This is a genomic window from Thiocystis violacea (genome assembly GCF_016583575.1).
GTDB lineage: Bacteria > Pseudomonadota > Gammaproteobacteria > Chromatiales > Chromatiaceae > Thiocystis > Thiocystis violacea.
In genome coordinates, this window is sequence record NZ_NRRG01000056.1 from 1 (window position 1) to 12819 (window position 12819).

The 12819-nt window shown below is 65.8% G+C and carries 11 protein-coding genes; 5 read left to right on the top strand and 6 right to left on the bottom strand.

The genetic code is table 11. The features are described 5' to 3' along the window. Both CKO27_RS19790 and CKO27_RS19795 read left to right on the top strand, forming a co-directional pair. Positions 1–411 (top strand): CYTH domain-containing protein (locus CKO27_RS19790; protein ID WP_200376647.1); only part of this gene is annotated, 411 nt, incomplete at its 5' end. A 4-nt stretch (positions 412–415) separates the two neighbouring features. After that, positions 416–1906 (top strand): ABC transporter substrate-binding protein, encoded by a 1491-nt coding sequence (locus tag CKO27_RS19795; RefSeq protein WP_200376648.1) that lies wholly within the window; start codon positions 416–418, stop codon positions 1904–1906. 140 nt (positions 1907–2046) lie between these two features. Here the strand turns inward: CKO27_RS19795 and CKO27_RS19800 are convergent, their stop codons facing one another. From CKO27_RS19800 to CKO27_RS19820, 5 genes are all read right to left on the bottom strand, one after another. Beyond that, the gene (locus CKO27_RS19800) at positions 2047–2517 is read right to left on the bottom strand and encodes a hypothetical protein (protein ID WP_200376649.1); all 471 of its coding nucleotides are present in this window, start codon (positions 2515–2517) and stop codon (positions 2047–2049) included. A gap of 1068 nt (positions 2518–3585) precedes the next feature. Further along, positions 3586–3783: a hypothetical protein gene (locus tag CKO27_RS19805; RefSeq protein ID WP_200376650.1), complete on the bottom strand. Its 198-nt coding sequence runs from the start codon at positions 3781–3783 to the stop codon at positions 3586–3588. Positions 3784–4501: 718 nt separating this feature from the next. Continuing rightward, positions 4502–4969, bottom strand: a complete 468-nt coding sequence (locus CKO27_RS19810) for a DUF2269 family protein (protein ID WP_200376651.1) — start codon at positions 4967–4969, stop codon at positions 4502–4504. Further along, on the bottom strand, positions 4951–5334 hold the full coding sequence (locus tag CKO27_RS19815) for a helix-turn-helix domain-containing protein (protein WP_338116132.1): 384 nt from the start codon (positions 5332–5334) through the stop codon (positions 4951–4953). The genes CKO27_RS19810 and CKO27_RS19815 overlap by 19 nt, the downstream gene beginning before the upstream one ends. An 85-nt stretch (positions 5335–5419) precedes the next feature. Continuing rightward, positions 5420–5872 carry an NUDIX domain-containing protein gene (locus CKO27_RS19820; protein WP_200376653.1) on the bottom strand — a complete coding sequence of 151 codons (453 nt, stop codon included), beginning with the start codon at positions 5870–5872 and terminating at the stop codon, positions 5420–5422. A 694-nt stretch (positions 5873–6566) separates the two neighbouring features. Here CKO27_RS19820 and CKO27_RS19825 point away from each other — a divergent pair. Beyond that, the gene (locus tag CKO27_RS19825; protein WP_338116134.1) at positions 6567–8969 is read left to right on the top strand and encodes a penicillin-binding protein 1A; all 2403 of its coding nucleotides are present in this window, start codon (positions 6567–6569) and stop codon (positions 8967–8969) included. Between the two features lie 21 nt (positions 8970–8990). Here CKO27_RS19825 and CKO27_RS19830 read toward each other — a convergent pair whose 3' ends face one another. Continuing rightward, a complete protein-coding gene (locus CKO27_RS19830; protein WP_242471023.1) occupies positions 8991–9941 on the bottom strand; it encodes a DUF6279 family lipoprotein in 951 nt (316 codons plus the stop codon). 123 nt (positions 9942–10064) lie between these two features. Between CKO27_RS19830 and alaC the strand changes: the two genes are divergently transcribed. Both alaC and CKO27_RS19840 read left to right on the top strand, forming a co-directional pair. Further along, positions 10065–11267 (top strand): alanine transaminase, encoded by a 1203-nt coding sequence (gene alaC, locus CKO27_RS19835; protein ID WP_200376654.1) that lies wholly within the window; start codon positions 10065–10067, stop codon positions 11265–11267. A gap of 95 nt (positions 11268–11362) precedes the next feature. After that, the gene (locus CKO27_RS19840; RefSeq protein WP_200376655.1) at positions 11363–12679 is read left to right on the top strand and encodes a homoserine dehydrogenase; all 1317 of its coding nucleotides are present in this window, start codon (positions 11363–11365) and stop codon (positions 12677–12679) included. Positions 12680–12819: the final 140 nt, after the last annotated feature.

Here is a 12819-nt window from a genome sequence, read left to right on the forward strand (position 1 = left end):
GTGGAAGGGGAGACGCGCATTCTGCAAGGCTATCTGGCCGAGGGCGGGCGGGCGACGGTGCGGGCGCGCATCCGGGGCGACGCCGCCTATCTGACCCTCAAGGGGCCGACCAGCGGGATTTCTCGGTTGGAATTCGAATATCCCATCCCGGTCGCCGATGCCGAGATCCTGCTGCGCGAGCTGGCGGTTTCCCCGTTGATCGAGAAGGTTCGCTATCGGGTGCGCGCGGGTCGCCACGTCTGGGATCTGGATGTCTTCGCCGGGGCGAACGCGGGCCTGGTGCTGGCCGAGGTGGAATTGGAGGCCGAGGACGCGGATTTCGAGCGGCCGGATTGGGCGGGCGAGGAGGTTTCCGACGATCCCCGCTACTTCAATGTCAATCTCGCCCGGCATCCCTACGGCCATTGGTGAGCGGATGCGATTGGCGCTGATCGCGCTGGCGTTCGGGCTCCTCCTGGCCGGCTGCGATGGGGGCTCGTCGAGCGACGATGGCGTGCTCCGATTCGGTCTGTCCAGTCCGCCGCGCGTCCTGGATCCCTGCTTCGCCACGGATGCCACCTCCGAGCGCGTCAATCGGCTGCTCTATCGGCGCCTGGTCGAGTTCGATGAAAAGGGGCTGCCGATTCCAGGCATCGCCACCTGGACGGTACTGACGCCAACCCATTACCGCTTCCGTCTGGGCGAGTCCGGCCGCGACTTCACCGATGGAACCTGGCTGACCTCCGCCGACGTGGCCGCGACCTACGGCTTCATCCTGGATCCAGCGAATGCCTCGCCCCATCGCGCCCAGTTGAGCGCGATCGGGTCGATCGCCACACCAGACCCGGACACCATCGATTTCCATCTGGGATCGCCGGACCCGCTGTTCCCCGCCTATCTGGCCGAGGGGATCCTGCCGGCCGCCGTGATCGCCGCCGGAGTCCAGCCCGCCACCGAGCCGCTCGGCAGCGGTCCCTTCCGGATGCTCGACTGGCCCGAGCCGGGGCGGCTGCGCCTGGAGCGCCGCCGCGACAGGCTGATTCTGGAGCTGATCACGGTCAAGGATCCGAACGTGCGCGTCATGAAGCTGTTGCGCGGCGAGGTCTCGATGCTCCAGAACGATCTCTCGCCGGAGCTGGTCGATTATCTGGCCGCGCGTCCCTCGATCCGGGTCGAGACCCGGCCGGGCCGGAATTTCTCCTATCTCGGCTTCAATCTTGAGGATCCGCTCGCCGGTCATCCGAAGGTTCGACGGGCGCTGGCCCACGCCTTGGACCGCGAGGCGCTGCTGCGGTATCTGTTTCGCGACCGGGGTCGGACCGCCGAGTCCATTTTTCCGCCCGAGCACTGGGCCGGTCACCCGGATCTCAAGCCCTATCGCCATGATCCCGAGTTGGCCCGCGCGCTCCTGGGGTCGCTCGGGTACGGACCCGAGAATCCGCTCGCGCTCACCCTCAAGACCTCCAGCGATCCCTTCCGCCTCCGTCTCGCGACCGCCATGCAGTCCCAACTCGCCGCCGTCGGGATTCGTCTGACCATTCGCGGCTATGACTGGGGAACCTTCTTCGGCGACGTCAAGGAGGGGCGTTTTCAGCTCTATGGTCTGAGCTGGGTCGGCATCAACACCCCGGATATCTTCCGCTACGCCTTCCACGGCTCGGCCATCCCGCCGAACGGCGCGAACCGGGGGCGTTACCGCCATCCCGAGACGGATCGCCTGATCGACGCCGCCGCCCGCGCGCCGGACCTGGACGGCCAGGCCAGGCTCTATCGCGAGCTGGCTTCACGGCTGCACGCGGAGCTTCCCTACCTGCCGCTCTGGTACGAGGATCAGATCCTCGTCAGGCGTCCCGAGGTTCGCGATTATCGGCTCGCGCCCGACGGGAATTACGATGGATTGGAAGACGTTTGGCTCGGTGACGGCTGAGGGTCCGATCCAGACTCAACAACAGCGTCCGGCGCTGGCTGGCCGCCTTCGCCTTCCAAGGGCCGCGAATTGATCAACGCACCGACCCTGTTCGACTCAAGAACAGGTTCGGCCATGCGGGACTGAGAGCCTGGCTGGTGTCATCCAAACACCGGGCGGAGCGATTGAGCGTATAAATATAAATTCCACGGCGTATTGATGGCGCCATGCTTGAGTGCCTGATATTGTCCAACAACGCTGCCCAGTGCGATATCAACGACGGCCCCGCCGGGTATTCCTTCATTCAGACACTTCCCAACTTGAGTGGCGCAGTTGTAAGACAGAAAAGAATAGAGGCTGAGGGTGAAATTCGACATCACGGCCCGTTTGATAGCCGTTTCGTCGAGCTTGGTCAAGCGCACCACGGCCGGCGGCCCACCTTCGGCTTTGATGTCATCCGCATATCTCTGATTGACCGCCGAGCTTACGATCAGACCCGCGTAGGAACCCGGCCACCGACTGATATAGACGACGCTCGGCGGCGAGCCACCGTCGACCTTCATTGCGGCGTGGCCAATATTCAGCTCCGCCGACACCAATTTAGGGAACCATACATACACTTCAACGGCCATTTGGCGACTCCGATTCGGTGTGTATTCAGAGCGATTATTGGATGCCCACGCGATCAACGGCTGGCGTACCTTTCTTGTCGGGCCTGAGTGGAAGCATAGCAGGGCATGGCCACGATCGATGGGGTTGGCAGTGGACCGCCCCGACGTTGATTGACATGCCTCAATGCGCGGACGAGCAGGTTCCCAGACCACGCACCGCTCGCGTGAAGGATCCCGCTCGCGGCCCAAGGGCGACCGCTGCACGATGAAAGACGAACGCGCCTGCCCTGGCCGAGTCGCCGCCGTGACAGGCGCGCACCTCGGCTTCCAGCGCCGAGCCGGACCATGAAGCGCCATGCCGAGCGCGGAGGCTTTATGTGCGGACTCAGGGCGGACTAGCCGCGTGTGTAGCCGGAGTGGGCGGGCAAGCGGGACCGAACCAACCACCGGGGGCGAGGCGGGCGTTCCCCTAGGGGGATAGGGAGGTCGTGACGGGCTCGGAGTGGCTGGGATTGTCCTCGGTGGGTCGAGCGAGCACGTCATCTCGGGTCGTGACGCGAACAGCAGGGAGCGCCGAACGGCTGGAGCCGACGAATCGATTTTCCGCGTGCCCCTAATTTGGCGACAGCTCGACGCGGATACCGGTCACTACCACCTTGCATCCTCACTGATTGCTTAGGACGCATTGCGGACTCCCAGAGCGGCTTCGCAAGCGATCACTGGACGCGCTTTGCGGTCACTCGCAGACAGCCCTTTGGATGGCTAAGTTCGGCCCGAAGCGGCCGTCCGCACGATCCACCCTAGGTGGCTGGTCCTCACACTGCGGACGGTGATCTCACCCACCAGCCTCATCGCCTCGCGAATCTAAAACCCAGCGGCAGCTCCTGGCTAACGTGTACTCCCCGGTGACAATACAGGGGTGCCTAATTGGCGTCCGGTGCCCCTCCCAAGGGCCACGGTTGGACTTGCACCAACTTGCCGACTAGCATGCCGGTCACATGTGGACTGCGTGGCACCTGTCCACCCTACAAACTTAGGTTTGCGCCTATTGACGACCGCCGGTGCCGGCTCCCGTGCCACCGCTCCCCCTCATGCTTCCGCCCATGCTTCCGCCCATTCCCATCGAGCCGCCCGCTCCGGCAGCGCCCGATCCCGTACCGTCGCCCGATTCCGTGCCGCCGCCCGATCCCGAGCCACCGCCCGATCCTGAAGCGCCTGCCGATCCCGAGACGCCGCCCGAACCCGAAACGCCACCCGATCCCGCAGCACCACCCGATCCAGCGGCATCGCCCGATTCCATAGCGCCGCCGCCTCGCATCGCGCCGTTGGCGCCCATCGACCCGCCGGCCCCGGATTGGGCGCCGAAGGTTTGCCCTGGCCCTTGCTGGTCAGGTGTCGGCTCTGCCGCTAACGCGAACCCGATGGGCAGAGACAGGGCGGTGACCAAGGCCGATGCCATTAATGAACGCTTCAACATTGTGCGGACTCCTCGTCAAATGGATTGCCTAATTGGCGGACTGCGAGCGTGGCTACGGCAACCCGTTCCGTTGCCACGCCAAATAGCGAGTGTTGGTGACCGAAGTTTAAGCTTCGCTCCCGCGCGCAATCGCACCCGGTTGAGCGGCCTCTTTCTGGTTCTTGACTGGTTTCAAGACCACCGCGCCGCTACGGTCCGTACTGACCGAAATATTCCCCGGTTCTCTTGGTAAAGGGGCAGACACAGAGTGAGGCATGTTCGTGAGAGAGTCTGTTCGGTGACCCACATAGCTCAGGCAGACAGGCAACGCCGCGGGTGGAAAGGCGCCGCGGGGACCGCACGGCGTCGCTTCGGCGAACAGTTCGGTGGCATGGTGCTGGCCGGCGCCGCCCGGCCGAGCGGCCGGCGTTGATCCTTGTTTGTTTGGCGGATGTGACCGCAATGGGGTCGTAACCGGCCTACACTGAACGTTAGCGCCAGTGACCGCACCTGGGACGAACCTGACACTGACGAAGGAGCGGCCGGGCGCTACGCGGGCTTGGCGATCATCAGCCAGACCGCGCCCAGCAAGGGCCCGATGGCGATCACGCCCCAGAACACCCAGCGGCGCGCGTCGCGCCAGTAGCTCGCGGGAATGTCCCCGCCGGCGGCGAAGTCGCGCGCCTGGCGCGCCTGGCGGATCTGCGTCGGGATCAGGAGGCCGGCCCAGAGTGCCCCCGAGAGCACGAACAGCCCTTGTCCCCACAGCAGCCAGTGCGGACCCAAGGGGTCGAGCCCGGCGACCCAGGCCGCCCCATATCCACCGATCGCGATCAGCACGACGCCGCCAACGGTGAACCACCAGTCGGTGAGGGTGACCAGCCGCTGACCGAAGGCGATCACGCGCGGCTCCCCGGTGCGGTCGGCCGCCAGCTTCCACGCCAGGGTGACCACGACATTGCCGACCAGCGCCACGACACCGAGCACATGGAGGGTCTTCAGGAGACTGTAGAGCATGCGAATCCGCCCTCGGCCGTGGACGAAGCCTCCCGGACCGCCCGCGCGACGTTCAAGATTCTCCGCTGGCCCCTGGAATCGGTCGCGCGAAAGCAGGCGAGCAACTCCGCTTCCGAAGGGCTCAGCAATCCGGGGAATTGATCCAGGCACAGCAGCCACTCCGGACGGACAGTCGCGAACGTCTCCGCCAACAGGCGGGCGGCCTCGATACCCGGGCGTCTCGCACCCTGCTCGTAGTTGCCGATGCGCGACTGGCTCAAAACTCCGTGGGTACGTTCGGACAACTCGACCTGGGTCCAACCAAGCCGTTTGCGCTCGGCGCGGATGCGCTGTCCGATCCGCTGAGACAATTCCTGTGGTTCCACGATTTGTTCCTTGTTGGTGATCACTCGGGCCAATGAAATCAATGGAGGGTCGACCTGGCGCCGGGCGCCGCTCGGCCGGTCTGCGTCAGAGGTTATCAGGGTCGCCCCGTAGCGGCGCGACCGCTCCACTGTCGCGGAAACGCCGATAGTCGTCGAGAACCAGGGCATGATCGAAGGCGAGCCGCTCGGGCAGCGCATCGACCGGAAAGACCGCGAGGTGGCGCGCGTCGTCCTGGGCGCGGGGCTCGCCGGTCGCCTCGGCGACGTAGACGGCGGTCACGGTGTGGCCGCGCGGATCCCGTCGCGGGTCCGAGTAGACCCCCAGCAGGGCGCGCAGCGTCACCCGCAGCGCCGTTTCTTCCAGCGCCTCGCGCACGGCGGCCTGCTCCAGGCGCTCGCCGATGTCCACGAAGCCGCCGGGGATCGCCCAACCAGGAGGCGGATAGCGCCGTTCGATCAGCACGATCGGGCGACCGGGCCGGTCGGTCAGCTCGATGATGGCATCGGCGGCCAGACGCGGGGTAACAGGTTTGGGCATGATCGCGCTCCAGGCTGATTCAGACGGTAGGAAAGGGCGCGCGCGAGACTCGCAAGATTCGCGTCCAGGTACGACACGGGCTCGAAGGCGAAGACCCCGCGCGACGGGTTGGCGGGATCGCCGGCCAGATCTCATAGGGCGGCGCGAAGGGCGCGCCCGGCGCATCGGCCAGCGTGTCGGCCATGCCCACCTTCCAGCAGATCGGAACACGCCGAGCCTCGTCAGGCGCCTGCCGGCTACCCCAACAGTTGCCGGCTGGTGAGGATTCTGGAGCCAGCCAAGGGGCCATCGCAAGCCTGGAGCGAGTTGGCGCGCTCCGGTCTCGCGGCGGCCCCCCAACATCCCCTGGGCGACACCCTTTGCCAGAATGCGACAGGTGATGAGGGCGTCCGAGATCGGGGATCGGCTCGCGCCTGGCCTGGTGTACAATCGCGGGCGATTTCCCCATCCCAATTGCCCGAGCCCCTTGACGATCTCGCGTCCGAGGCGGGCGGAGTGAACCTTGGATAGAGCACCAAAACCAGCCAGGCCGCGCGCCTCCGAAGCGGCGCGGACAGCGATCGCGAGTCCATCCGGATCGAATCGACCCCGAACGCCCAAGCCAGGGGACTCGAAGCGGAAAACCCGGTGGGCGCTGCGAACGCCGACCTCGATCCCCGGCTGGTTCCTGCATTTTCTCGGACGCGGCCTGGGCGTGCCACTCCAGGTGCTGACCCTGGGTCTGGTGGGCGCGGCCGTCTTCGTCAGCGTCACCCTGCCGGAGCTTCCGGACGTGCAGCGTCTGCGCAATATCCAGTTTCAGGAGCCACTGCGTGTGTTCAGCGCGGATGGCGCCATGATCGGCGAGTTCGGGATCGAGCGGCGGCGGCCGGTCACGATCGAGGCGATTCCCCCGATCGTCATCAAGGCGTTCCTGGCGACCGAGGACAGCCGTTTCTTCGAACACGGCGGCATCGATTCGGTGGGCATGGGACGGGCGCTGCTGAGCTATCTCGCGACCGGCGAGAAGTCCCAGGGCGCCAGTACCATCAGCATGCAGGTCACGCGCAATTTCTTTCTCTCGCCGGAAAAAACCTTTCAGCGCAAGCTCGCCGAGGTTCTGCTGACGCTGCACGTCGAGCAGGTTCTGACCAAGCACGAGATCCTCGAACTCTATCTGAACCAGATCTTCTTCGGACACCGGGCCTACGGGATCTCGGCCGCGGCGGCGCTCTATTACGATAAATCCCTGAACCAGCTTTCGGTGGCCGAGGCCGCCATGCTCGCCGGCATTCCCAAGGCGCCATCCACCAACAACCCCATCTCCAGCCCCGAGCGCGCGCTCGCGCGTCGCGACTACATCCTCGGGCGGATGCTGGAGCTTGGCTACATCGACGCCATGGAGCACGAGATCTCGATCAAGACGCCGGACATGGCCAGGCCGAATCGGCGGCTGCTCGATCTGGACGCCGGTTATGTCGCGGAGATGGCGCGGGCGGAGATCATCCGGTTCTACGGCGAGGAGGCGACCAACCGGGGGCTGCGCGTGACCACGACGATCGACTCGCGGACCCAGACGGCCGCGCAGGAGGCGGTGCGGACCGCACTGCGCCAGTACGATCGTCGGCATGGCTATCGGGGCCCCGAGGCGACACTCGATCTGACCGGTCTGACGGACGCGGACCTGGACGCCTATCTGGATGGGGTTACCCGCCTCCCCGAACTGGAGCCGGGCCTGGTGACCCGACTGACTTCATCCGGCGCCCAGGTCTACCTGGGAAAGGGGCAACGCATCGATCTCAAGCGCGCCGAGATGTCCTGGGCTCAGGGCTACCGCAATTCCGCCCGTTGGCGCGGCCCGAAGCGGCGCTCCGGCAACGCGGTTCAGGTCGGCGATCTGGTTCGGCTCAAGAAAACCGACAAGTCCGGCTGGTCGCTGACCCAGATCCCGGCGGTGGGCGGCGCCCTGGTCTCGCTCGATCCTCGCGATGGCGCGGTGCGGGCGCTGGTCGGCGGCTATTCGTTCAACGAATCGAAATTCAACCGGGCGGTCGACATGCGCCGTCAGCCGGGCTCCAGCTTCAAGCCATTCGTCTATGCCGCGGCGCTCGACAAGGGCTGGACCCCGGCCAGCCTGCTCAATGATCGGGCGGTCAAGCTCAAGACCAGCGAGCGCTGGAATCCCAAGAACGCGGACCACAAGGAAATGGGTCCGGTCAGCCTGCGCCGGGCCCTGGCCCTGTCGCGCAATCTGGCCAGTATCAATCTGCTGCAAAGCGTGGGGATCGAGCACGCCCAGGACTATATCCGGCGGTTCGGATTCGACCTCCAGGCGATGCCGCTGGGGCTCTCGATGGCGCTCGGAACGGGTGAACTCTCGCCGGTGAAACTCGCCGAGGGCTACGCGGTGTTCGCCAACGGCGGCTATCACGTAGTCCCTTATTTTATCCAGCGCATCGAGGATGGCGATGGCAACCTCCTGTTCGAAGCCAAGCCCGCCAGGTCTTGCCGCGATTGCTGGTACAAGATCGAGGACAAATCCGCCACCACCCGTGGGCTGGCGCCCGAGGCCACGGCCGAGCCGGTGATCGACCCGCGCACCGCCTACCAGATGACCTCGCTGCTGCGCGAGGTGGTGGAGCGCGGCACCGGCACGCGCGCCAAGAAACTGAACCGCTCGGATGTCGTCGGTAAGACCGGCACCACCAACGACATTCGCGATTCCTGGTTCGCCGGCTACCAGGCCAACTTCGTGACCATCGCCTGGATGGGTTTCGATGACTTCGGCAAGCTCGGGCGAGGCGAGGAGGGCGGCAAGGCGGCGCTTGGAATGTGGGTGGATTTCATGGGGGACGCGCTCGAGGGCCAGCCCATCGCCAAGCTGGATCCTCCTTCCGGTCTGGTCCAGGTCCGCGTCGATCCGGCCAGGGGCGCCGAGACCAAGTCAAAGAGCGGCGTCCTGGAGATGGTGCAGGAGGAGCATCGGCAGGCGTTGCTCGGACCCGAGCCCATCAAGGTGGCTGGTCCGGCCAGCACCTCTCGGAAGACGGCGCGCAAGGGCGGCGGTGCCACCACGGTCAAGCGTTCCGCCCCGCGCGTCATGGACGATCTGTTCTGACGTTCGCCGATCGACGCCTGGTCAACAGGACAGCAGCGCCAGGCGCGGTTGGCGCTGAAGCTTCATCAGATCATCCCGGAGTTGGCGCAGCCGTTGGTCCAGATGGGCGCGCTGTGGATCGTCCAGGCTGGCGCCGAGCCGGATGAACAGCTCGGCGATTCGCGACTCGATGGTCTCGCCGGCGCGCTCGAGTTCCTCCGGAAGATCGGCGAAATCGACCAGCCAGGCGGTCATGAAGACCCCGATCCGCTCCTCGCTCGCGCCGTTTTCGAGCAGACTGATGAGTTCCCCTCGCTTGCGCGCGCGATAGTCGACGACGGCGGCTTCCGCGTCCGGCATGCGCGCGGTCACCTCGGCGACGATCTTCCCTTGCTCCGCGCTCAGGCGGCCGGTCCAGTCCTCGATCGAGCGGACGTAGCGTCGGGCGCGTTTGCGTGTCTCCCAGGACCAGTCCCGTTTCGCCAGATCCGCCCTGTCCTCCGCCGCTTCCTCGGCGAATTTGCGTGCCAGGGCGCCGATCTGCGAGGGCCTCAGGTCCGCGAGCAGAGGTGTCGCCAGCTCGACCGCGAGTCGCGCCTGTCGTCGGTAGAGATCGCGAAACTTTCCGCTCAGGCAGGACATCCCGGTGGCGTCGAAACCGACCCGGCTGGCCTGGAGCGTCCGGTCGAAAAAGGCCGCGAGATGGGGCAGTTCCTCGGCGCGATGGCGGCTGAGCGCGAGAGTCAGTCGGGGCTCCCAGCGGTCCATCTGCTCGCGGCTCAGGCCCAGGTAATCGCTCGCGTATTGCCTGGCGAAGAGGTCGGCCGTGTTGTAGACAAGGGTGACGCGGCTGCAACCACTCAGCAGGACCGTGAGGATCAGCGCCGCCGCGAGCCAGGCGAGCCGGATCCGCCAGGCGCTCGCGCCGGCCTGGATGGACGGGGAGCCGCGACTCGACCCTCTGGTGTCGGCTCGCGGATGGGGCGCTCGCATCGGTGGCTCTCCTCCTGGTGACTGGAGCGGGATCGGTCTCATGGGGACGTGCTTGTTTGAATCTCGCGGGTCCGACTGTAGACTCTCCCGTTTTACGTCAACCATTCGCCAACGAGGTTCTCCGTGGCCGTCCCTGAGTCAGACTTTCACCGCATCAAGCGCTTGCCACCCTACGTCTTCAATATCGTCAACGAATTGAAGGCCGAGGCACGAGCGCGGGGCGAGGACATCATCGACTTCGGCATGGGCAATCCGGATCAGGCCACGCCCCAGCACATCGTTGACAAGTTGGTCGAGGCATCGGTTCGCAAGGACACCCATCGTTATTCGGTCTCGCGCGGAATTCCCCGTCTGCGCCGGGCCATCTGTCACTGGTATCGCGACCGCTTCGACGTGCATCTGGATCCCGAGACCGAGGCCATCGTGACCATCGGTTCCAAGGAGGGACTGGCCCATCTGGCGCTCGCCACCATGGGCGCGGGCGACACGGTGCTGGTGCCCAATCCGGCCTATCCGATCCATCCCTACGGCTTCATCATCGCCGGCGCCGACGTGCGGCATGTGCGCCTGACCCCGGATGTCGACTTCTTCGAGGAATTGCAGAAGGCGATCCAGGAGTCCTGGCCCAAGCCGAAGATGCTGGTGCTGAACTTTCCCGGTAACCCCACGACCCAGTGCGTGGAGCTGGATTTCTTCCAGAAGGTGATCGACATCGCCACCGAGCACGGCATCTGGGTGGTGCATGACATCGCCTATGCCGACATCGTCTTCGACGGCTACAAGGCCCCTTCGATCCTGCAGATCCCCGGCGCGAAGGACATCGCGGTCGAGTTCTTCTCCATGTCCAAGAGCTACAACATGCCCGGCTGGCGGGTCGGCTTCATGTGCGGCAACCGGACCCTGGTATCGGCCCTGGCGCGCATCAAGTCCTATCTGGACTACGGCACCTTCACGCCCATCCAGGTGGCGGCGATCGCCGCGCTGGAGGGGCCGCAGGCGTGCGTGCGCGAGATCAGCGACATGTACCAGAGCCGCCGCGACGTGCTCTGCTCCGGCTTGAATGCCGCCGGTTGGCCGATCGAGCCGCCGAAGGCGACCATGTTCGCCTGGGCGCCCATCCCGGAGCCTTATCGCGAGATGGGATCCCTGGAGTTCTCCAAGAAGCTGCTGCGCGAGGCCAAGGTGGCGGTTTCCCCCGGCATCGGTTTCGGCGAGTACGGCGACAGCCATGTGCGTTTCGGTCTGATCGAGAATGAGCACCGGACTCGCCAGGCGGTTCGCGGCATCAAGGAGATGTTCCGGCGCGACTCGCGGGCCGGATCCTGATCGGGAAGACAGGCGTTTGTCCTGTCGTTCCTTCTGAATTTGGGCCGCGCCCCGAGGCCATCCGGTCGGCGCGCCCGCGAATCGAGGTGAGATGCATGGAACCGGTGAAGGTCGGACTCTTGGGCTTGGGAACGGTCGGCGGCGGCACCGTGACCGTCCTGGCCCGCAACGCGAACGAGATCGCGCGTCGCGCCGGTCGCGGGATCGAGATCGCCCGCGCGGCGGCGCGCGAGTATCGGCCCGAGACGATCCAGGGTCTGGAGTCCATCGGCCAGATCGGCGACGACGCCTTCGCCCTGGTGGAGGATCCCGAGATCCAGATCGTGGTCGAGCTGATCGGCGGCTACTCGCCCGCGCGCGAGCTGGTTCTGCGGGCGATCGAGAACGGTAAGCATGTGGTCACCGCCAACAAGGCGCTGATCGCCAAGCACGGCAACGAGATCTTCGCCGCCGCTCAAAAGAAGGGCGTCATGGTGGGCTTCGAGGCGGCGGTCGCCGGCGGCATCCCCATCATCAAGGCGTTGCGCGAGGGTCTGGCCGCCAACCATATCGAATGGATCGCCGGCATCATCAACGGCACCGGCAACTTCATCCTGACCGAGATGCGCGACAAGGGCCGCGACTTCGCCGACGTGCTGGCCGAGGCGCAGGCGCTGGGCTACGCGGAGACGGATCCGACCTTCGATATCGAGGGCATCGACGCTGCCCACAAGCTCACCATCCTGGGCTCGCTCGCCTTCGGCATTCCCCTCCAGTTCGATCGCTGCTTCACCGAGGGCATCTCGCGCATCGGCGCGCTGGATGTCGCCTATGCCGCCGACCTCGGCTATCGCATCAAGCATCTGGGTATCGCGCGCCGCTCGGCCGGCGGCATCGAACTGCGTGTGCATCCGACCCTGATTCCCGAGCGGCGTCTCATCGCCAACGTCGATGGGGTCATGAACGCGGTGCTGGTCAAGGGCGACGCGGTCGGACCCACGCTCTACTACGGCGCCGGCGCGGGCGCCTTGCCGACCGCCTCCGCCGTGATCGCGGATCTGGTCGACGTGGCGCGCGCGCTCACCACCGATCCCAACAACCGCGTCCCGCATCTGGCCTTCCAGCCTGACGAGTTGGCCGACACCCCGGTACTGCCGATGGACCAGGTGGAGACCGCCTACTATCTGCGACTCTCCGCGCTCGACCAGGCGGGCGTCATGGCCCGCATCGCCAGCATCCTGGGCGACGAGGGCATCAGCATCGAGGCGATCAAGCAGAAGGAGCCAGGGGAAGGGGAGACCCATGTGCCCCTGGTCATGCTCACCCATCGAGTGATCGAGGGCCGGATGAATCAGGCCATTGCCCGGATCGAGGCGCTGGATTCGGTGCAGGGCTCCGTGGTACGGATCCGGATGGAAACCCTGTCTGGTTGAGTTGGGGCGCGCCCGGTGTCCGGGCGATCCGCCTTGGGGAACCACCCCGCGTACCCTGTCGGGTAGCAGGGTGACCTTACGGTCACCCTGCTACCCGACACGCCAGGCTTGCGATCATCACGGATCCTTTCAGAACCCCA

Coding starts and splice junctions, on each gene's coding strand:
- CKO27_RS19795 (WP_200376648.1), top strand. CDS start 416: ATGCGATTGGCGCTGATCGCGCTGGCGTTCGGGCTCCTCCTGGCCGGC.
- CKO27_RS19800 (WP_200376649.1), bottom strand. CDS start 2,517: ATGGCCGTTGAAGTGTATGTATGGTTCCCTAAATTGGTGTCGGCGGAG.
- CKO27_RS19805 (WP_200376650.1), bottom strand. CDS start 3,783: ATGCCGCTGGATCGGGTGGTGCTGCGGGATCGGGTGGCGTTTCGGGTT.
- CKO27_RS19810 (WP_200376651.1), bottom strand. CDS start 4,969: ATGCTCTACAGTCTCCTGAAGACCCTCCATGTGCTCGGTGTCGTGGCG.
- CKO27_RS19820 (WP_200376653.1), bottom strand. CDS start 5,872: ATGCCCAAACCTGTTACCCCGCGTCTGGCCGCCGATGCCATCATCGAG.
- CKO27_RS19830 (WP_242471023.1), bottom strand. CDS start 9,941: ATGCGAGCGCCCCATCCGCGAGCCGACACCAGAGGGTCGAGTCGCGGC.
- CKO27_RS19840 (WP_200376655.1), top strand. CDS start 11,363: ATGGAACCGGTGAAGGTCGGACTCTTGGGCTTGGGAACGGTCGGCGGC.